The sequence below is a fragment of the Sphingomonas sp. CFBP 13733 genome (assembly GCF_014841795.1).
In the GTDB taxonomy this organism is placed as follows: domain Bacteria; phylum Pseudomonadota; class Alphaproteobacteria; order Sphingomonadales; family Sphingomonadaceae; genus Sphingomonas; species Sphingomonas aerolata.
The window spans coordinates 388864-409235 of the sequence record NZ_JACYUP010000004.1; the positions used below are offsets into that span (position 1 = coordinate 388864).

Genomic DNA, 20372 nt, shown 5'->3' on the forward strand with positions numbered 1-20372 from the left:
TTCCACCATCCCCCGATTTCCTTTCCTCCCTTTGTCTCCGGAGTCACCCTTGGCCCTGCCGCCGAAAACCGATGAAGCGTTCCTCCGCGAGGTCGACGAAGAACTGCGCCGCGATCAGCTCGCGGGTTTCTGGACGACCTGGGGCAAATGGGTCGCGCTCGGGGTGGTCGCAGCACTCGTCGCGCTGGCCGGATTCCTCTATTATCAGCATCGCACCGAAACCCAGGCGGGTGTCGAGGGCGAGCAGCTCCAGGCCGCCTATGACGCGCTCGCCGCGGACAAGGTCGCCGAGGCGAACACGACGCTGACCAAGCTCGCCGCGTCCGACCGCGCCGGGTACAGCGCGCTCGCGCGGTTCACGGAAGCGGATATCCTTCTCCAGAAAGAGGATATGAAGGGCGCTGCGGCCAAGCTGGCGGCGATCGCCGCTGACACGTCGGTCGCCAAGCCGTTCCGCGACCTGGCGCTGGTCCGGCAGACGTCGGCGGAATATGACACGCTCAAGCCGCAGGTCGTGGTTGAGCGGCTGCGTCCGCTCGCGGTCACGGGCAATCCCTGGCTCGGCAGCGCGGGCGAGATGGTCGCGGTCGCCTATGTCCGGATGAACCAGACCAAGCAGGCGGGGACGCTTTTCGGCCAGATCGCGGCTGATCCCGGCGTGCCCGAGACGATTCGTCAACGCGCTGTTCAGATGGCCGGTGTACTGGGCGTCGACGCCGTTGCCAGCACCGGGACGGCCGGGACCGCCGCTGCTGCTGCATCAAACGAGGATACCAACGCGCAATGACGAAGTCTTATCGGGTGACGGTCGCGGTGGCTGCGCTCATGGCCTTGAGCGGCTGCGGCATCTTCAAGGGTGGCGTCAAGAAGACCCCGACGGTCGGGAACCGGGTATCGATCCTGACCTCCGAAAACGGGGTCGAGACCGACGCGACGATCGCCGATGTCCAGGTCCTCCTGCCGGCCCCCTCGGTCAACGACGCCTGGGCACAGCCGGGCGGCAATCCCGCCAAGTCGATGGGCCAGCTTGCGCTCGCCGCGCAGCCCACCAAGGCATGGCAGGCCTCGATCGACGGTGGCTCCAACCGCGAACGCATGGCCGCGCCGCCTGTCGTCGGTGAGAACAAGCTGTTCGTGATGGACGTCCACGGCGTCGCGCATGCGTTCAAGTCCGACACCGGCGGGGCGTTGTGGACCACGCCGATCACCGAGGGCAAGATCAACCAGTCTGCGCGGTTCGGCGGCGGCGTGAGCTATGACGACGGCAAGGTCTATGCGACCGACGGCGTCGGCGACGTGGTCGCGATGAACGCGTCGGATGGCGCGATCCTGTGGCGGGCCAAGCCCGGCGGCCCGCTGCGTGGCTCGCCGACCGTGTCGAACGGTGCGGTCTATGTCCTGACGCAGGACAACCAGATCTTCTCGCTCAACCAGGGTGACGGCAAGGTCCAGTGGGTGCAGTCGGGCACGCTCGAGACGCAGGGCGTGTTCGGCGTCGCGGCACCCGCGGTCAGCCAGGGTACCGTCGTGTCGGGCTTCTCGAGCGGCGAGCTCAGCGCCTATCGCTACGAGAATGGCCGTATCCTGTGGCAGGACGCGTTGTCGCGCACGTCGATCACCACATCGGTGTCGAGCCTGTCGGATATCGACGCCGCCCCGGTCATCGATGGCGGCCGTGTCTACGCCGTCGGGCAGGGCGGGCGCATGGTCGCGCTCGAACTCTCGACCGGCCAGCGTCTGTGGGAACAGAATTTCGCGGGCATCTCGACCCCCTGGATCGCGGGCGAATGGCTGTTCGTGGTCACCGACGATGCGCGGCTGGTCTGCCTTTCGCGGTCGAACGGCAAGGCACGCTGGATCGCGCAGCTGCAGCGGTTCGATAACGAGAAGAAGAAGAAGGGGCCGGTGACCTGGTATGGCCCGATCCTGGCGGGCGGACGCCTGATCCTGACCAATTCGCGCGGTGAGATCGTTTCGGTCAATCCGGGCGATGGCGCGGTCGGCAGCACGATCGAGACCAAGACGCCGTTCACGCTGCCGCCGATCGTCGCAAACTCGACGCTCTACACGCTCGACCAGAAGGGCAAGATCACCGCCTATCGGTGAGCCATCACCCCTCTCCCGGTGGGAGAGGGGTAACAGGTGACGACGGAGCGTTCCCGCGCTAAGGGCACGGCATGTCCAAACTCCCTGTGGTCGCAATCGTCGGCCGCCCCAATGTCGGCAAGTCGACCCTGTTCAACCGCCTCGTCGGCAAGAAGCTTGCGCTGGTCGACGACCGGCCCGGCGTCACGCGCGATCGCCGCGAGGGCGATGCGTCGCTGATCGGGCTCGATTTCCGCATCATCGATACCGCCGGATATGAGGATCACGACGCGCAGACGCTGCCCGGGCGGATGCGTCAGCAGACCGAGGCTGCGGTCGGCCAGGCCGATGTCGCATTGTTCCTGTTCGACGCACGCGCCGGCATCGTGCCGCTCGACGAGGAGATCGCCCGCTGGCTGCGCACCGCCGACGTGCCGGTCGTGCTCGTCGCCAACAAGGCCGAGGGCCGCGCGGGCAATGACGGCGTGCTCGAGTCGTTGGCGCTCGGCTTCGGCGATCCGGTCGAACTGTCCGCCGAGCATGGCGAGGGCATGGGCGACCTGTTCGAGGCGCTGCTCCCGCTGCTCGAAGGCAAGGACGAGGTTCCGGAGGAACAGCCCGATAATGAATATGAGGGGCCGCTGAAGCTCGCGATCGTCGGACGGCCGAACGCGGGCAAGTCGACGCTGGTCAACCGCATCCTCGGCGAAGACCGGATGATCACCGGTCCCGAGGCCGGCATCACGCGCGATTCGATCAGCGTCGATTACGACTGGCATCCGACCGGCGGCGAATCGCGCAAGGTCCGGCTGATCGATACGGCGGGCATGCGCAAGCGTGCGAAGGTGCAGGACAAGCTCGAGAAGATGTCGGTCGAGGACGCGCTCCACGCGGTCGACTTCGCCGAGGTCGTCGTGCTGCTGCTCGACGCGACGCTGGGGCTCGAGGCGCAGGATCTGCGGATTGCCGACAAGGTGCTGCAGGAGGGCCGTGCGCTCGTCATCGCACTGAACAAATGGGACATCGCCGAGAGCGCGTCGTCGCTGTTCAACGGCGTCAAGCGCGCGCTGGAGGACGGGCTGAGCCAGGTCAAGGGCGTGACGGTGATGACCGTGTCGGGCGCGACCGGCAAGGGCATCGACCAGCTGCTCCAGGCCTGTTTCGACACGCGGGATGCCTGGTCGAAGCGCGTCGGCACGGGCGAGCTCAACCGCTGGTTCGAACGCGCGATCGAGGCGACGCCGCCGCCGGCGCCGGGCGGCAAGCGGATCAAGATGCGCTATGTCACGCAGGTCAAGACGCGTCCGCCGAGCTTCGTGATTTTCGGCACGCGCGTCGACCAGCTGCCGGCGAGCTACGAGCGCTATCTGGTCAATTCGATGCGCAAGGATCTGGGCTTCGGCGCGGTGCCGGTCCGGCTGATGTTCCGCGCGCCGAAGAACCCGTACGACGATAATCGCGGTGGCGGCGGCGGCTACTAGACGGTGGCGTCCGGGGTGGTCCGCATCGACGCGCGGGGCATGCGGTGCCCCTGGCCCGCGATGCGGCTGGCCAGAACGCTGCGTCAGGCGGGCGAGGGATCAGGCTCGGATGGGATGTCAGCCAGTGTTCGGATCGAGGTCCGCGCCGATGATCCACTTGCGCCTGCCGAGCTGGCGGCGGTCGCTGCGGCGGCGGGCGCGGACATGGCGATCATTTCCGATCCAGTCGCGCCAATATTTGTCGTGACACGCGGGTCCGACAGCAACAATGTCTTTACGGAATAGCGATAGGCTGACCGTCGACGTTCATGGCGGGCCGGCCAAACGGGAGTAGGCGTCAGTGTCATTCGAAGGAAACACCCTGGTCGACTGGCCGGCGTTTCAACAGGCCCGCAGCGAGCTGGGCGGCGGGTTCATCCGCATCCTCGGCTATTTCCGCGAAGACGGCGTGAAGTCGGTCGCGACGATCGAAGCGGCGATGCGCGCCGGCAGCGCGGCGGCGCTGATCATTCCAGCCCACACCCTTAAGGGCGAGGCGCGCCAATTCGGCGCCGAGCCGCTGGCCGATCTTGCGGAAACGATCGAGACGATCGCGCGCGATTGTGTCGAGCTTCACGATACCCCGGATGCCGCGCTCGAGCATGTCGCGCGGTTGCGGCCGCTGTTTGGCGAAACGCTGACGCTGCTCGAGCGCGAGGCCAATCCGCTGGTCCCTCGCCGTCCCGCGGCGGGCGGGTTCGGGCGGCGTGCCGTCCCATCGGGGTTTGGCGCCGAATAAGCACACTGCCGGCGCGCGTTGCCGGTCGCCGCGGACGACGACCGGCAGACGGGCTCAGCCCTTCAGATAGGGTGCTGCACCGGCCTTCGGCGAATCGTGCTCGGAGATCGAGTTGAGCTGGATGTAGTTGTGGATGCCCATCCGCGCGATCATCTCGAACTGGCGTTCGATCGTGTCGACATGCTCTTCCTCGCTGGCAAGGATGCGCGCGAACAGGTCGCGGCTGATATAGTCCTTCACCTCTTCGCAATAGGCGATCGCGCTCTTCAGCTGAATCGTCGCCTCGACCTCAAGCGCGAGGTCGGATTTCAGAACTTCCTCGACGGTCTCGCCGATGCGCAGGCGGCCGAGCAGCTGGAAATTGGGCAGGCCATCGAGAAACAGGATGCGCTCCGACAACCAGTCGGCATGCTTCATCTCGTCGATCGACTCCATGCGCTCATACTGGGCGAGCTTGTAGACGCCCCAATGCTCGAGCATCCGATAATGGAGCCAATATTGGTTGACCGCGGTCAACTCGTTCTTGAGCGCCTCGTTCAGGAAATCAATTACCGTGGGATCGCCGCGCATTGCCATAACTCCGTCACCTCTGAGCGGCATGTAGCGGTTTTACGTTCGTGGCGGCAAGGGCGACGGGATCGCGCCATGTGGTGCCGCGCCAGGTCAGGCTGCGGCGCGTTCCTCGTTGATGATCGCCCGGGCGACCGACGTGCACTGACCGCATTTCGGCTGGCGACCCAGCGAACGGAACGCTTGGCAGGGCGTCGTGCACCCGCCCCGCGCGCAGCTGCGGACGTCGGATTCTCGAATGGCATTGCAGACGCAGACGACCATGGAAGCTCCCTCGTGAGAGCTTCCAATTAGCGATAATGCGAACCAGTCGCAAGCGCTTTTGCGTCTGATTCGCAACTAATGCCGCGTTGGCGTTCAGGCCAGCGCGGCGTCTGCCCCCATCAAATTCGGGAAGAAGCCCTCATGCGCGGCGCGCAGCGTGTCGAGCGCGATCACGTCGTCGCGGTCGGGGCGTTCGAAGATCAGGCGCTTGCCGCCGGTGCGGCCCAGTGGTTCGGCCTCGACATCGGCCGCATGCGCGGCGCCGAGGAAGTCGAGCAGCGCGTGATCCTCGACGGTGACGATATAGACGCCCTGGTCCTCCGCGAAGAAAGCGCGTGCGCAGTCGAAGGGCTGCTTGCGGTCGATCATCGCACCGATGCCGCCCGCGAGCGCCATTTCGGCCAGGGTCACGGCGATGCCGCCATCCGAGACGTCATGGACCGCCGACAGCTGGCCCTCGGCGATCGCGTTGCGGATGAGGTCGCCGACGCGACGCTCCGCCGCCAGATCAACCGCGGGCGGGGGGCCTTCCTCGCGGCCATGGCATTCGCGCAGCCACAGCGACTGGCCGAGATGGCCGTGTCGCGTGCCGACCGCTAGGATGATGTCGCCCGAGCCCTTGAAGGCGATCGTCGCATTCTTCTGCCAGTCGGCGAGCAGGCCGATCGCACCGATCGCAGGCGTCGGCAGAATCGCCGAGCCGCCGCCGGTCGCCTTGGATTCATTGTAGAGCGAGACGTTGCCCGAGACGATCGGGAAGTCGAGCGCGATGCACGCGTCGCTCATCCCCTCGAGGCAGCCGACGATCTGGCCCATGATTTCGGGCCGCTGCGGGTTGGCGAAGTTGAGGCAGTTGGTGACTGCAAGCGGTAGCGCGCCGACCGCGGTGAGGTTGCGCCATGCCTCGGCGACCGCCTGCTTGCCGCCCTCGACAGGATCCGCAAAGCAATAGCGCGGCGTGCAGTCGGTGGTCATCGCCAGCGCCTTTTGCGTGCCGTGGACGCGGACGACCGCGGCATCGCCACCGGGGCGCTGGACGGTGTCGGCGCCGACCATGTGATCATACTGCTCCCAGATCCAGCGGCGCGAAGCGATGTCGGGCGAGCCCATCAGCGTCACCAGATCGGCAGCAATGTCGCTGCTGTGCGGCACGTTTTCGAGCGGTGCGGGCTTGGGCGTCGGCACGTGCGGGCGATCGTAGAGCGGTGCCTCGTCGGCGAGTGGTCCGAGCGGAATGTCGCAGACCGTCTCGCCCTTGAACGTCAGCACCATGCGGCCGGTGTCGGTGACGCGGCCAATCACCGCGAAGTCGAGCTCCCACTTCTTGAAGATCGCCTCGGCCTCGGCCTCGCGGCCGGGCTTCAGCACCATGAGCATCCGCTCCTGGCTTTCACTCAGCATCATCTCGTACGGCGTCATGCCCGTTTCGCGCTGCGGCACGTCGTCCATGACGAGTTCGATACCGACCCCGCCCTTCGACGCCATCTCGACCGACGAGGAGGTGAGGCCGGCGGCGCCCATGTCCTGGATCGCGACGATGACGTCGGTCGCCATCAGTTCGAGGCAGGCCTCGATCAGCAGCTTTTCGGTAAAGGGATCGCCGACCTGGACGGTCGGGCGCTTGGCATCCGAGTCCTCACCGAAGTCCGCGCTCGCCATCGTCGCGCCGTGGATGCCGTCGCGACCGGTCTTGGAGCCGACATAGACGATCGGATTGCCGATGCCGCTGGCGGCCGAATAGAAGATCTTGTCCTGATCGGCGATCCCGACGGTCATCGCGTTGACCAGGATGTTGCCGTCATACGCCGCGTGAAAGTTCACCTCGCCGCCGACCGTCGGCACGCCGACGCAATTGCCATAGCCGCCGATGCCGTGAACAACGCCCGAGATCAGGTGGCGCATCTTGGGGTGATCGGGCCGGCCGAAGCGCAGCGCGTTCATGTTGGCGATCGGCCGCGCGCCCATCGTGAAGACGTCGCGCAGGATGCCGCCGACGCCGGTCGCCGCGCCCTGATAGGGTTCGATATAGGACGGGTGGTTGTGGCTCTCCATCTTGAAGATCGCCGCCTGGTTGTCGCCGATATCGACGACGCCGGCATTCTCGCCCGGGCCGCAGATGACGCGCTCGCCCTTGGTGGGCAGCTTCATCAGGTGGATCTTGCTCGACTTGTAGCTGCAATGCTCGGACCACATCACCGAGAAGATGCCAAGCTCGACGAGATTGGGCTCGCGGCCGATCGCGTGGAGCACGCGCTCATATTCTTCGGGGGACAGGCCGTGGTCGGCGACGATCTGCGGTGTGATCTCGGTCATGGGGCGGGCTTTAGCGGGGTGGGGGGCGACTTGCCAGCGTCGATCCTGCTCGAAGCGCGAGCGACTGGCGACGTGCAATTGCCATGTCATCAAACGGCGTCAGACTTCCCGTCGATACCGCCCGGTATATGGCAGGGCGGTCGTCATTCGGGGGGGGTGTAAATGAAGATCGCGTCGATACTGGCGATTGCGGCGCTGGGGAGCACGGCGACGCAACTGCCCGCGCAGGCACCGGCGAGTTTCTGCGAGCGGCTTGCTCCCAAACTCAACATGAAACAGGCCGGATCGAAGCCCGCGCGGGCCACCGAATGGCGCGTCAATACGATGGGTCTTGGATCGCATCTGTTTGGCGGGTCGTCGATGGTGTCGTTCATGGTCCGGCCGTCGGGCGAGCAGACCCAGGCGGCCTATGACAAGGCGACGAAGGCCTGCAGCCAGTCGCCCAAGGGTATCCTGTGCCGGATCGAGGGGCCGGCCGAGCTGACGGTGCAGACCAAGGGTGGCGAAGCGAAGGGCGATGCGGCCGCCGGTGAAAGCGCCGAGGTGGAGTTGCGGAAGGCTGCGATCCTCTGCCGCGACCTGTAGTCGTCATCCCACTTTGCGTCGTCATCCTGACGGACGTCAGGATCTAGGGTAACGAGGTACGCGCCTTGCGGCTCTGGATCCTGACTTTCGTCAGGATGACGGGAGGGGGCGATTGCCCGCGCCCCCGGTCTAATCAGCCGTACGGCGGCTGCGTGTAGCCCTTGGGGCTGAGCGTGAAGATGTCACAGCCTGTCTCGGTGATGCCGATCGAGTGCTCGAACTGCGCCGACAGCGAACGGTCGCGCGTCACCGCGGTCCAGCCGTCGTCGAGCAGCTTAACGTCGGGGCGGCCGATGTTGATCATCGGTTCGATCGTGAAGATCATGCCGGGACGCAGTTCGGGGCCGGTGCCGGGCTTGCCGACATGGACGACCTCGGGCGCATCGTGGAACAGCCGGCCGACGCCGTGCCCGCAGAAATCGCGGACCACGCCGTAGCGGTGCTTTTCCGCATGGCGCTGGATCGCGTGGGCGACGTCGCCCATGCGGTTGCCGGGCTTTGCCTGCTCGATGCCGAGCATCAGGCATTCATAGGTCACCTCGACGAGGCGCCGCGCCTTGATCGGCACGTCGCCGATCAGGTACATCCGGCTCGTGTCGCCGTGCCAGCCGTCGAGCAGCGGCGTGACGTCGACATTGACGATATCGCCCGACTTCAGCGCCTTCTCACTCGGGATGCCGTGGCAGACGACATGGTTGATCGAGATGCAGACGCTATGCGTATAGCCACGATACCCGAGCGTCGCCGGCACTGCGCCCGCCGCGGTGATGAAGTCGTAGATCAGCCGGTCGATCTCGGCGGTGGTCACGCCCGGCACCATGTGCGGGACGATCATGTCGAGCGTTTCGGCGGCGAGCCGCCCGGCCTTCATCATGCCTGCGAAGGCGGCGGGGCCGTGGAGCTTGATGGCGCCGGTGCGCGCGTCCGGCGCGTCGGACGTGACGGTTACATATTCGGTCATGGCGAGCGATATAGCGTGGCGGCGCAACTTTTGCGAGGCTATGCGAAGGGCCATGACACAGGAACGCATCTGGACGGCCGCACTGACGATCATCGGCGACGAGATCCTGTCAGGCCGCACGCAGGACAAGAACGTCGCGCAGATCGCGGCCTGGCTCAATGTGCAGGGCATCCGGCTGGCCGAAGTGCGCGTCGTCGCCGACCGGACCGAGGCGATCGTCGAGGCGGTGAACACCCTGCGCGCACGCAACGACTATCTGTTCACCACGGGCGGCATCGGCCCGACGCATGACGACATCACCGTCGATTCGATCGCCGAGGCGCTGGGCGTCGCGGTGGAGCATCATCCGCGGGCGATGGCGGTGCTGGAGGCCTATTATGCGACCCGCGGCGGGCTGACCGAAGCGCGTGCGCGGATGGCGCGCGTGCCGGTCGGTGCCGACCTGATCGACAACAAGGTGTCGGGCGCGCCGGGGATCCGGATCGGTAACATCTTCATCATGGCCGGGGTGCCGCACATCACCGCCGGCATGCTCGATGCGCTGACCGGCACGCTCGAGGGCGGACGCCCGGTCGTGTCGAAGACGATCGGCTGCTGGGTGGCGGAGAGCGAAGTCGCCGACCTGCTGCGCGATGCCGAAAAGGCGCATGACGGCGTCGCGGTCGGCAGCTACCCGTTTTTCCGCGACGGCCGGACGGGCGCGAATTTCGTCGTGCGCAGTGCGGATGCCGCGCTGGTCGATCGCTGCATCGCCGATCTGGTCAGCGCGCTCGAGGCGACCGGGCGCGTGGTGACACCCGAAGGCATCTGACGCCGCGGGCGTACTCCAGGTTGGTGGACGGCCCGCTGGGCCAAGCCGCTTGCAAAGCACGGCAATACCCGTCAGCCTTCGTAAAAATACGAAGGAGAGGCTGGATGACTGCAAGCAATCTGATGCTGATGATCGTGGGCTGTATGGCGGTGTTGCCACTAGTGGCACTCGCCTTCGTGATGTGGCGGCCGGTGACCAAGCCCCTCGACTGAGGGGCGTTGCGCCGCGTGCACGTCGGTCGTGCGCGCGGCTCGCTCCGTCTGCCAAGTCCGGTGCCGATGCCAAGCGCGATTGACAGCCGCGGTCGGAAAGCTACCCCGGTGGCATGGTTACCCGACAGACCCGCAACCCGGTGCTCGCGTCCGAACTCGACCGCTTCATCGATGCCCAGGTAAGTACCGGCACCGGCACCAGCGCCGATGCGGTTGCCGCTGAGACCCTGACGCTGCTGCGCGACCGGCTGGGGCGATCCGTCGCCGCCACCCCGGTGGCCTGGCCGATCGCCGGCGGGGCGTGTGGCGCAGCGATACGAGCGCATGACTGGAGCGCGACGCCGCTCGGCGCGATCGACACCTGGTCCCCGCAGCTTCGCTCGACCGTCAATACGGTGGTCAACTCGCCCGTCGCCAAGGTGCTGATGTGGGGCGCTGACGGCCTGATGCTATATAATGACGGCTATGCCAGGATCGCGGGCGGCAAGCATCCGGCCGCGATCGGTGCGCGCGCCGTCGACGTCTGGCCCGAGCAGGCGGACTTCAACCGCCACGTGCTGGGCGTGGTGATGCGCGGCGAGGTCATGCTCTTTCGCGATCAGCCGATGACTCTCCACCATGACGGCGCGGCGCACGCGGTGACGCTCGACCTCTTCTACACTCCGGTGCATGATTTCGACGGCAGCGTCGGCGGCGTGCTGGGCACCGTGATCGACAATAGCGAGCGGGTAGCGGCGGAACGGCAGCTGGCGCGGAGCGAATCGGAGCTGCGGATCGTCACCGACGCGCTGCCCGTGCTGATTTCCTATATCGATCGTGACTATGTCTATCGTTTCGCCAACAGCTTTTACGAGGACTGGGTCGGGCTGACACCCGCCCAGGTCGTCGGACGGCATGTCCGCGACGTCATCGGTAAGCCCGCTTTTGCCGTACGCCAGCCGATGATGGACCGGGCTCTGGCTGGCGAGACGGTAACCGCCGATGCGCGGCTGCCGCACCGCGACGGCGGCGACCGCGCGTCCGAGCTGCGCTATATCCCGCGGATCGAACCCGATGGGGCGATCAACGGCTTCTACGTGCTGGTCTTCGACGTCGAGGAGCGCGTCAATCGCACGCTGCAGCTCGAACGACAGATCAGCCACCGTGAACGCGCCGAGCGTCAGCTGCGCGTTCTCAACGAGACGCTCGAGGCGCGCGTCATCCGCGAGATCGAGGAGCGTCGGCTTGCCGAAGCGGGGCTCGCCCAGGCGCAGAAGATGGAGACGATCGGCAAGCTGACCGGCGGTGTCGCGCACGACTTCAACAATTTGCTTCAGGTCGTCTCGGGCAATCTGCAGCTGCTCGGCAAGGACATCGCCGGGAACGCGCGTGCCGAGCGCCGGGTCAGCAACGCGATGGCGGGGATCGAACGCGGCGCCAAGCTTGCGGCGCAGTTGCTCGCCTTCGGCCGACGTCAGGCGCTCGAACCCAAGGTGGTCAACGTCACGCGGTTCGTACGCGGGATGGACGACATGCTGCGGCGTGCGATCGGCGAGGCGATCGAAGTGGAGACGGTCGTCGGTGGTGGGCTGTGGAACACGTTCATCGACCCGACGCAGATCGAGAACGCGTTGCTCAACCTCGCGATCAATGCGCGCGACGCGATGGAGGGGCGCGGCAAGCTGACGATCGAACTCGGCAATGCGAGCCTCGACGACGCCTATGCACGCGGCCATCTGGAGGTCGCGGCGGGGCAATATGTCATGCTGGCGGTCACCGACACGGGCAGCGGCATGGCGCCCGACATCATCGACAAGGTGTTCGAGCCGTTCTTCTCGACCAAGAGCGAGGGCAAGGGATCCGGGCTCGGGCTGTCGATGGTCTATGGCTTCGTCAAGCAATCGGGCGGCCATGTGAAGATCTACAGCGAGGTCGGCGAAGGCACGACGATCAAGCTCTATTTGCCGCGCGCGATGGGCCCCGAAGACGTCGAGGTCGCGACCAGCGGTGGGCCGATCATCGGCGGGACCGAAACCGTGCTGGTGGTCGAGGACGACGACGAAGTCCGTGCGACCGTCGTCGAGATGCTCGGCGACCTCGGCTATGGCGTGCTGAAAGCGGTCGACGCGGGCAGTGCGCTGAACGTCATCGAAAGCGGCGTGCCGATCGACATGCTGTTCACCGACGTGGTGATGCCGGGGACGCTGAAGAGCCCCGAACTCGCCCGTCGTGCGCGCGAGCGGATCCCCGATCTCGCGGTGCTGTTCACGTCGGGCTATACGGAGAATTCGATCGTGCATGGCGGCCGGCTCGACGTCGGTGTCGAGCTGTTGTCCAAGCCCTATACACGCGAGGCACTCGCCCGGAAGTTCGAACAGGTTCTCGCCGGCCAGCGCGCGCGGCGGCGCGCGGCGGAGGGTCGCGAGGATGCGCCGCGGTCGGAAGGAGACGTCCCGATCCGCGTCCTGCTCGTCGAGGATGACGCGGCGATCCGTGCGGGTGCCGCCGAGATGCTGCGCGATCTGGGCATGGCGGTGATCGAGGCGGTCAGCGCCGAAGCGGCGCTCACGACGCTGCAGGCCCGCCCGGTCGATGTGCTGGTCAGCGACGTCAACCTGCCGGGGCTGTCGGGCCCTGAGCTTGCCGAAGCGGTCCGCATGCGTCGGCCGGGCATCGGGGTCGTGTTCGCAACCGGCGACAGCGAGGTCGCGCTCGTGCCGTGGGATCCCGAGGCGATCCTGCTGCCGAAGCCCTATGGCGTCGAGGCACTGCGCTCGGCTGTCGTCAGGGCGGCGTCGAGGGCGGCGATCGACAGGCCAGCGCCGGCTAATACTGCGGCCGAGGGACCTGTGCTGATGCAGATCGCGTCAGACGGACGTAACAGAGGGTAATCCTGACCGGCAGCGACCGTGCCGGGGGGAGGGGAGCGCGCGATCGAGGCGTGCGTGCCCCGGCGCCTAGCGCGTCGGCCAGACCATCATGCAGGTGTCGACAAGCTGATTGAGCTCGCCACAGGTGGCGCCCGATCCGCCCTGGATCGCCAGCCCCTGCATGACCGCGAACAGATAGCGCGCGAGAGCGGGCGACTCGAGACCGTCGGGGAACTCGCCCGCAGCCTTGGCCTCGTCGAACCGGCGGATCAGCGCAGCCTGCGACGACTCGCGGCGTTTGGCGACCTCGGCCTTGATCGGTTCGGCCTCGACGCCGCAGGCAACGCTGCTGATGATGCTTAGGCACCCCTTGGGATCGCAGGTGCTCGTCTGCATCTGGAGCGCCCCGCGCAGCAGCCGCTCGGCCACGGCCTTGGCGGTCGGCGCATCGAGTGCGGAGGTCATATAAGCGAGCTTTTCGCGTTCGTAGAGGTCGAGCGCCTTGTGAAACAAGGCTTCCTTGTTGCCGAACGCGGCATAGAGGCTCGGCTTGGTGATCTTCATCTCGGCCGTGAGTTCGGCCATCGACGCCGCCTCATACCCGTTTCGCCAGAAAACGCGCAGCGCGGCCGCAAGCGCCTCCTCGAGATCGAACTCGCGGGGGCGGCCCTTGGGGGCGGTGAGCGTGCACAAGCTATTCATACCAGTCGGTATATAGGCACAAGTGGAAAAACGTCCAGTATCCCGGACGTTCCGGGACTGATCGACCGGATCGCGCGCGTCGAACATCCGCGCCGCCCGCGCGTTGGGCGGGGCAGGACCGGCGGGTGATCCTGCTGCGGTCGGACAAGGTATTATGATCATGAGAATCGGGTTTATCGGTCTGGGCCAGATGGGGCATGCGATGGCCACCAATCTGGTCGAGGCGGGTCATGAGGTGACGGTGTGGAACCGCTCGCCGGACAAGGCCGATGCGCTGGTCGAACGTGGCGCGACTCGGGCCGCGACGCCCGCCGAAGCGGCGCAGGGCGACGTGGTGATGACGATGCTGGCGGACGATGCCGCGCTGGAGGCGGTGGTCTACGGCAATGACGGGATCCTCGGTGCGCCGGCGGTCCATGTATCGCACAGCACGATCAGCGTCGCGCTGGCGGAGCGGCTGACGGCGGACCAGAACGAGGCCGGTGGCTATGTCGCGGCCCCGGTCTTCGGTCGTCCGCCCGCGGCGGCGGCGGCAATGCTGTTCGTCGTTGCGGCGGGACGCGACGATCTGATCGCCCGGTGCGAGCCCGCACTAAATGCGATCAGCCAGCGTGTGTTCCGTGTCGGCGAGACGCCGTCCGCCGCCAATCTGGTGAAGCTCAGCGGCAATTTCATGATCATGGCGGCGGTCGAGGCGATGGCCGAGGCGATGACGCTGGCTGAAAAGGGCGGGGTCGAACCGGCGCTGCTGCTCGAGGTGCTGACGGGTACGCTGTTCAACGCCCCGGTCTACAAGACGTATGGCGAGATGCTGGTCGAACAGCGGTTCACGCCCGCAGGTTTTGCCGCGCCGCTGGGGCTGAAGGACATGAACCTCGTCGACACCGCGGCGGGACGACTGCGGACGCCGATGCCGCTGCTCGGCGTTGTGCGCGATCATCTGCGCGCCGCGATCGCGCAGGAGGGGGAGGACGTCGACTGGTCGGCGGTGGGCGCCGCCGTCCGGCGCAACGCCGGGCTTTAACGCCGCCGCTCGCCCGCCTGTCTGCCGCGCAGTGCGGCCTGCAGGCGGGGTCGGACCACAAGGAAGCCGAGATAGGCGCGCTCGAGCAGGCGGAGCGCCATGCCATTACGCGCGAGCAGGCCGAGTGGCCGCAGGACCGGGATTGCGCGCCACATTGCGGCGAACGCCGCGGCGCCCGACAGCATCGTCCCGTCCTCACACGCATGAAACCGCGCGAGCAGGTCCCGGCGGTCGATCGGGCAACTCGCATCGGGATCGGTGGCATCGACGAAGGTGATCGCGCCGCGCCGGTCGAGCCGTCGCATCAGCGCGATCTCGCGCCGGCATAGCGGGCAGTAGCCGTCATGCCAGACGACCAGATCGGTCACCGGGCGTCCGCCGCGTCGGACTCGGGGTTGCGTGCGCTGATGCGCGTGGCGAGCAACGTCGCAAAGCCGAGCCAGCCCACGAACGGCACGCCCAGCAGCGCCGCGGGACGATCGACCTTCGCCGCCGCCGCAACATACGCGCCGCCGGTTGCGACCATCGTGCCTGCGACGACCGCGCCGGATCGCAGCGCCCGCTTGCGAAAGAAGATCTCGGTCCAGCCGCCGACCATCGCGGTGTTAAGCAGCCACAACCCGACCGCACTCGTGCGACGTGGCCCGGCGGGCTGGCGGAGGAGACGATATCCACCGACGGCGAGCCCGGTCTCGAGCACCGGCCACACCGCGCCGAACACGGCGTCGGGCGGCGTATAACTGGGCTTGTCGAGCCGCTTGTACCAGCGGCGGGTCCGCGGGTGGGAGGGGTCGGGCGCATTGCGGCGACCGATCGCGGCGCTGACGCCGAGGACCGACACGACGATCAGCGCGGCAGCGGTCCGCGACGGTGCTGGTGGGGCAAGCGGCGGAACCGGCAATGCGACCGAATGGTGATCAGGATGGGCCATCGTTCAGCGCTCTGCTAGATAGCGTTCGAGATCGTCGCAGCCACCGATCGTCTCGCCATCGATGACGATCAACGGGGTCGTCGCGATGCCGTGCTCCGTCTTGAACGCCTCGACCGTGTCCCGATCGCGGAGGATCTGGTCGTCGACGTCATAGCCTTCGGCCTGAAGCAGCTGCTTGGCGCGGACGCCGAACGGGCAGGTGTGATCGGGCAGCACCATCCGGTGCAGCGTCGCGGTACGGGTCTGGGTCATCATCGTCCTCGGATCTGCGGCCTTTCGATACGCCGATCGATGCCAGATCCTATAGCGCGGGATGGCCCCAGACGTTCCCTCCGGACGTCGCGGGCTAGCGGCGCAGGGCGCGGCGCACGGCCGTCCAGCTGACGAACTTGAAGTTCTGCGTGTCGGGGGCATTGTCGCCGTCCTGCGCGACGAACAGGCCGCCCGGATAGGCCGGGCCGAAATCGCCGAGCATCAGGTCGATGCCGTCGGTGTCGCTGGTCCCGTCGATCGCCCCGCCGCCGATCCGGAACCGCCCCGCATAGGTGACGCCGGGCAGGCGGTAGAGCGTATAGGCGTTGTCGCCCTGGCTCGACACGACCAGATAGCCGCCGCGGCGGCCCGAGGGCGCGAGCGCGAGGCCTTCCGCATCGGCGACGAGCGTCCTGCCGTCCACCTGCGCGATCGGCGTCGCGGTCCCCGGTGCGGCCGGATCCGCGTCGAACCGCCAGAGCCCGACATCTTCCTCCGCGACGTAGAGCAGCCCGGTCCGGTCGTCGACGACGCAGCCCTCGGCCTGGCTCGCGAGCTTCATCGAGCGGACTGTCGTGACCTTGGGGACCGTGCCCGAGACGTCGATCGCGAGCTGATCGATCCGCCCGTCCTTCAGCACGACGAAGCCGAACAGCGCGTGATCGCGCGCGCGCGTCCACAGGCACATGCCGTAAGCCTCGCCCGGGCCGACCGGGAAGCGGCCGAGCGGCACGAGCCTCGCCGCCGCGGTGTCGAGCGTGAACAGCGACACATGCGCGGTGTCGACATCGGCGCGGTCGCTCGCCGCCGCGATCACGCGCGTGCCGACGGTGCGAAGGTCGACATTGTTCAGCCGGTCGGCGGGCGTGAAGCTCAGCCGCTTGCCGGCCAGGCTGTAGACGTGGATGCCCGCCTTCTTGTCCGTCCCGATGACCAGGCTCTTCGCCGGGTCGGCGGGGTTGCGCCAGATGGCGGGATCGTCCGCCGCATCCGCCGCGGTATCGACCGGATCGGTTTCCGCGGTCGCCGCGACTAGCGGCGCGGTGGCCGTCTGGGGCACGCTCGTGGTCGCGCACCCGGCGAGGATCAGCGCGACGAGCGGCAGTCCGCGCATCAGAAGGTCACCCGCACGCCGCCGGTATAGCGCCGCCCGAACGTTTCATGCTCGATCGTATAGGCAGACGAGCCGGCATAGCGGCGGCCCGGGCCGTTCAGCAGATTGGCAAAATCGCCATAGATTTCGACATTGTTGTTGATCGCGTACCGCACGCTGGCGTCGAGCTCATTGTCCTTCGCCCAGTAGAAGTCGCCGCCATCGATCCCGCGGACGACGCCACCGATCGTGTCGGTGCCGCCGATCGCATCGAGCCATGCCGAGCGGTTCTGGTAGGATACCCGCGCCGAAAAGCCGTATTTCTCGTAATAGGCGATCAGATTGTAGATCGCGTCCGACGCGCCGGGCAGCGGCACCTTGCGCGAGGGCAGGGCGGCGGTTCCCGGCGTCTCGGCGCGGCTCTTGTTGATCGTCGCGTTGAGCTGGACGCCGAAGCCACCCATCCATTCGGGCAGCCCGAGATCGGCGGTGAAGGGCTCAAGCTGCTGCTGGATCGCACCCTCGATGCCCATGATATAGCCGCTGCCGCCGTTGACGATCGTCGAATAGAGATAGCCCGAGCGATCGACGCTGCCGGTGTTCAGCGTCGTCCGCCCGAACGTCTGCGTGGAATCGAACAGGACGTCGGTGACGTCCTTGTAATAGGCACCGATCGACAGGAAACCGCGCGGCATCGTGTAATATTCGACGTAGAGATCGACGCCCTTCGCCTTTTCGGGTTTCGCATCGGGATTGCCGCCGGAGATGGTGGCGTTCGCGTCGTTATAGCTGAGATTGGGGCGCAGCTGATCGTAATCGGGACGTGCGGCGCCGGTGTTGAACGACAGCCGTGCCTTCATCCGGTCATCGACGTCCCAGTTGAGGTGGAGGCTGGGATAGACCAGCGTCTGGCTCGACTTCACGTCGATCGGCGTGGTGACCGTCGTCGCCGCGGCGCCGGTCCCGACCGTGCCGATCGAGAAGGCGCGTGCGTCGTTGCGGATATGCTCGACGCGGGCGCCGCCGATGATGCTGCCCCAGCCGGTCGTCGCGGTCGCCATCGCATAGGCCGAATAGACCTTTTCGCCGACGTCGTAGTAATTGGCGTCGCTGCGCACATAGCTGCCGACCGCCTTGGCCTGATCGACCAGTCCGAGAACCTTGTCGCGGTCGAAATACTGGAAGGTGTAGCCGAGCGGGATCTCGCCCTGGAACCCGCCGGGCTTGGCGATCGCCGAATAGTTCGTCGCGATACCCGCCGCGGCGAACTGCGCGGGCGTAGACAGATCGAGCAGATATTCGTTCGACGTCTTGGTGCGGTCGTCATAGCGCACGCCGGCGGCGAGGATCGTCGAGGCGCCGAACACCGACGCCTCGCGGCTGATGTCGAGCTTGGCGGTGTAGGCCTCGGTCACGTCCTGCGCCTTGAGCGAGCGCAGGCGCGACAGGGTGCGCGGGAAATCCTCGATCGCCGTGACCCGGTCGCCGCGCGAGAAGCTGCCATCGGCATTGCGGATCGTCCGGTACAGCTGCACCTTGGCGAGCTGCGGATCGGTCAGGTCATAGCCGACGGTCAGGCGGTTGGCGGCATTCGCGCCATTGGTGCCGAACGAGGGGCTGTCATAGTTGAGCTGCGCAGGCTGCGACCGGTCGTCGATCGAGCGGGTGTAGTTGCCGCGCCACGCGACCTTCCAGTCGCCGAGTTCGTGATCGCCGCCGAGCGTGTTGGTGAACACCGACTGCTTGTACTTGCGCACCGTGAAGTTCGAATTGAGATCGATCCCGTACACCGTGCCGAGCAGGGGCGTATTGCCGGTACAGACATCGGCATAGCCCGTGGTGCCCGAGGCGGGTCGCGCATTGACCGCGCACGCTGCGGTGCCGTTCGGGGTGCGCGACTGCTGGTCGTCGAGATCGAAGATATAGTTGTTGCGCTGCTCGTCATCCTCGAACGCGGAGTAGATCGTCTCCGCGAACAGCTTGTGGCCGGGGGCGGGGCGCCAGTCGAGCCGGCTCGACAGCGAATAGTTCTTCCGCGTCAGCCGGTAGAGCTTGTTCTCGGTCTCGCGCGCCCAGTTGCGCGTCTCGTACCCGGGGCGCAGGTCGCGGTCGACCGCTTCGAAATCGGTCTCGAAATTGTCGGTGACCATGCCGCGGCGATAGAGGCTGGCGGACGAGACGATGCCGAATTCGCCGATCCCCGTGTCGAACCGGTCGGACACGACGAGCGAGCCTTCATATTCGGTCTTCTTGCCGAGCTCGACATGGCCGAGGCCGCCCTTGGCCTGAACCTTCAGCCCCGGATAGTCGAACGCCGAGCGGGTGATGATGTCGACATTGCCCGCGATCGTCTCGCCGGTCATGTCGGGGGTCACCGCTTTCCGCACGATGATCTGCGACGCGATCGCCGAGGGGATCGAATCGAACCGTGCGTCGCGCCCCTCCGGGCTGACCACGTTGATCCCGTCGAACGACAGCGTCGTCCAGTTGATCGGGCTGCCGCGCAGCGTGATGTAGCGCGCCTGGCCCTGGTCGCGCTGGACGCCGACGCCGGGCAGGCGGCTGACCGCCTGCGCGACATTCTGGTCGGGCAGGCGCCCGATCGAATCCGACGCGATCACCGAGACGAGCGAGGGGCTGGTCCGCTGGATCTGCAGCGCCGCCGCTTCGGACTCGGCGATCGGGCGCGATCCCGAAACGACGATCTCGTCGCCGCCCGCGTTGGTCTCGATCGTCATCGCGACATCGAGCACGACCGCCGCGCCGGTGACCGTGACGCTGCGTCGGGCATCGGGAAAGCCGACATAGCGGACGACGACGTCATGCGTCCCGGCGGGGATCCCGGCCAGCGTGAACCGGCCCGCGCGATCCGCTGCGGTGGCGAGGCCGAGAGCGGGAATCGACACCGACGCGCCGTCGAGATAGTCGCCACTGCCCGCCTGCGAGATCGTGCCGGTGATGCTGGCATTGCCACGCGGGGCGGCGGCTGCGGCTGCGGCGGGGCCATCGACCGGCTCGGCGCGGGCGATCCCGATCGCAAGCGGGATCATCGCGCTGCCGATGAGAAGCGCGCGCAAGACAGCAGGACCGCGTGCGCGGTGTGACAGGCCGATGATCATGATGGTTCCCCGATTGGTCCAGCTATGGGCTGGCTTGCCGGGGTGCCTATTGCAGACCAATGGCAGCGTGGTGACACGGGGGTGACAGTTTCGTTACGTCGTGCCCTGCGTCCCTTGAGACAGCATGCCATTCGCCGTCGAGAAGCATCTTGCGTCGCCAACGCCGAGCCGATAGACGCTCGCCATCGCATCGCGACCGCCGGCGCTCATCCGCCGCACGGACGCGCGGTCGATATGCGGGTGTAGCTCAATGGTAGAGCTTTTGCTTCCCAAGCAAGTGACGAGGGTTCGATTCCCTTCACCCGCTCCACGCCGATACCGTCGGTGCCAGCGCAAATCCCA

19 protein-coding genes and 1 tRNA gene are annotated in these 20372 nt (G+C 66.8%); 10 read left to right on the forward strand and 10 right to left on the reverse strand.

Features of this window, described 5'->3' with window-relative positions:
- Nucleotides 1–49: 49 nt before the first annotated feature.
- The 5 genes from IFT71_RS14355 (at nt 50) to IFT71_RS14375 (ending at nt 4344) form a co-directional block, all read left to right on the forward strand.
- Nucleotides 50–787, forward strand: a complete 738-nt coding sequence (locus IFT71_RS14355) for a tetratricopeptide repeat protein (RefSeq protein ID WP_031441741.1) — start codon at nt 50–52, stop codon at nt 785–787.
- Nucleotides 784–2106: an outer membrane protein assembly factor BamB family protein gene (locus tag IFT71_RS14360; protein WP_056406153.1), complete on the forward strand. Its 1323-nt coding sequence runs from the start codon at nt 784–786 to the stop codon at nt 2104–2106. Before IFT71_RS14355 ends, IFT71_RS14360 begins: the two co-directional genes overlap by 4 nt.
- 71 nt (nt 2107–2177) lie before the next feature.
- Nucleotides 2178–3566 (forward strand): ribosome biogenesis GTPase Der, encoded by a 1389-nt coding sequence (gene der / locus IFT71_RS14365; RefSeq protein WP_031395626.1) that lies wholly within the window; start codon nt 2178–2180, stop codon nt 3564–3566.
- A 15-nt stretch (nt 3567–3581) separates the two neighbouring features.
- Complete coding sequence (locus IFT71_RS14370; RefSeq protein ID WP_342212665.1) at nt 3582–3851, forward strand: sulfurtransferase TusA family protein; 270 nt, start codon at nt 3582–3584, stop codon at nt 3849–3851.
- Between the two features lie 55 nt (nt 3852–3906).
- On the forward strand, nt 3907–4344 hold the full coding sequence (locus IFT71_RS14375; RefSeq protein ID WP_031395627.1) for an Hpt domain-containing protein: 438 nt from the start codon (nt 3907–3909) through the stop codon (nt 4342–4344).
- Between the two features lie 54 nt (nt 4345–4398).
- On the opposite strand, the gene bfr is transcribed toward IFT71_RS14375, so the two are convergent.
- From bfr to purL, 3 genes are all read right to left on the reverse strand, one after another.
- Complete coding sequence (bfr, locus tag IFT71_RS14380; RefSeq protein ID WP_042467738.1) at nt 4399–4914, reverse strand: bacterioferritin; 516 nt, start codon at nt 4912–4914, stop codon at nt 4399–4401.
- A 93-nt stretch (nt 4915–5007) separates the two neighbouring features.
- A complete protein-coding gene (locus tag IFT71_RS21535; protein ID WP_037527780.1) occupies nt 5008–5178 on the reverse strand; it encodes a (2Fe-2S)-binding protein in 171 nt (56 codons plus the stop codon).
- A 93-nt stretch (nt 5179–5271) separates the two neighbouring features.
- Nucleotides 5272–7491 carry a phosphoribosylformylglycinamidine synthase subunit PurL gene (gene purL / locus IFT71_RS14385; protein WP_192141697.1) on the reverse strand — a complete coding sequence of 740 codons (2220 nt, stop codon included), beginning with the start codon at nt 7489–7491 and terminating at the stop codon, nt 5272–5274.
- A gap of 162 nt (nt 7492–7653) precedes the next feature.
- Between purL and IFT71_RS14390 the strand changes: the two genes are divergently transcribed.
- Nucleotides 7654–8076, forward strand: coding sequence for a hypothetical protein (locus IFT71_RS14390; protein WP_192141699.1), 423 nt, complete (start codon nt 7654–7656; stop codon nt 8074–8076).
- A 133-nt stretch (nt 8077–8209) separates the two neighbouring features.
- Here the strand turns inward: IFT71_RS14390 and map are convergent, their stop codons facing one another.
- Nucleotides 8210–9037 carry a type I methionyl aminopeptidase gene (gene map / locus IFT71_RS14395; RefSeq protein ID WP_192141701.1) on the reverse strand — a complete coding sequence of 276 codons (828 nt, stop codon included), beginning with the start codon at nt 9035–9037 and terminating at the stop codon, nt 8210–8212.
- A 52-nt stretch (nt 9038–9089) separates the two neighbouring features.
- On the opposite strand from map, the gene IFT71_RS14400 reads away from it, so the two are divergent.
- Both IFT71_RS14400 and IFT71_RS14405 read left to right on the forward strand, forming a co-directional pair.
- Nucleotides 9090–9848 (forward strand): competence/damage-inducible protein A, encoded by a 759-nt coding sequence (locus IFT71_RS14400; protein WP_037527778.1) that lies wholly within the window; start codon nt 9090–9092, stop codon nt 9846–9848.
- A 325-nt stretch (nt 9849–10173) separates the two neighbouring features.
- Nucleotides 10174–12930 (forward strand): response regulator, encoded by a 2757-nt coding sequence (locus IFT71_RS14405; RefSeq protein WP_192141703.1) that lies wholly within the window; start codon nt 10174–10176, stop codon nt 12928–12930.
- Nucleotides 12931–12996: 66 nt separating this feature from the next.
- Here IFT71_RS14405 and IFT71_RS14410 read toward each other — a convergent pair whose 3' ends face one another.
- A complete protein-coding gene (locus tag IFT71_RS14410; RefSeq protein ID WP_031441750.1) occupies nt 12997–13611 on the reverse strand; it encodes a TetR/AcrR family transcriptional regulator in 615 nt (204 codons plus the stop codon).
- Nucleotides 13612–13714: 103 nt separating this feature from the next.
- Here IFT71_RS14410 and IFT71_RS14415 point away from each other — a divergent pair, with 103 nt between their 5' ends.
- Nucleotides 13715–14635, forward strand: coding sequence for an NAD(P)-dependent oxidoreductase (locus IFT71_RS14415; RefSeq protein WP_342212666.1), 921 nt, complete (start codon nt 13715–13717; stop codon nt 14633–14635).
- Here IFT71_RS14415 and IFT71_RS14420 read toward each other — a convergent pair.
- From IFT71_RS14420 to IFT71_RS14440, 5 genes are all read right to left on the reverse strand, one after another.
- Nucleotides 14632–15003, reverse strand: coding sequence for a DCC1-like thiol-disulfide oxidoreductase family protein (locus IFT71_RS14420; RefSeq protein WP_192141707.1), 372 nt, complete (start codon nt 15001–15003; stop codon nt 14632–14634). The two genes, IFT71_RS14415 and IFT71_RS14420, sit on opposite strands and share 4 nt — an antisense overlap.
- Nucleotides 15000–15566: a TspO/MBR family protein gene (locus tag IFT71_RS14425; RefSeq protein WP_192141709.1), complete on the reverse strand. Its 567-nt coding sequence runs from the start codon at nt 15564–15566 to the stop codon at nt 15000–15002. The genes IFT71_RS14420 and IFT71_RS14425 overlap by 4 nt, the downstream gene beginning before the upstream one ends.
- Nucleotides 15567–15569: 3 nt before the next feature.
- The gene (locus tag IFT71_RS14430; RefSeq protein ID WP_031394956.1) at nt 15570–15818 is read right to left on the reverse strand and encodes a glutaredoxin domain-containing protein; all 249 of its coding nucleotides are present in this window, start codon (nt 15816–15818) and stop codon (nt 15570–15572) included.
- Nucleotides 15819–15912: 94 nt separating this feature from the next.
- Nucleotides 15913–16932 (reverse strand): phytase, encoded by a 1020-nt coding sequence (locus tag IFT71_RS14435; RefSeq protein WP_192141711.1) that lies wholly within the window; start codon nt 16930–16932, stop codon nt 15913–15915.
- Nucleotides 16932–20030, reverse strand: a complete 3099-nt coding sequence (locus IFT71_RS14440; protein WP_192141713.1) for a TonB-dependent receptor — start codon at nt 20028–20030, stop codon at nt 16932–16934. The genes IFT71_RS14435 and IFT71_RS14440 overlap by 1 nt, the downstream gene beginning before the upstream one ends.
- A gap of 236 nt (nt 20031–20266) precedes the next feature.
- Here IFT71_RS14440 and IFT71_RS14445 point away from each other — a divergent pair.
- Nucleotides 20267–20340: transfer RNA gene (locus tag IFT71_RS14445), tRNA-Gly, on the forward strand.
- Nucleotides 20341–20372: the final 32 nt, after the last annotated feature.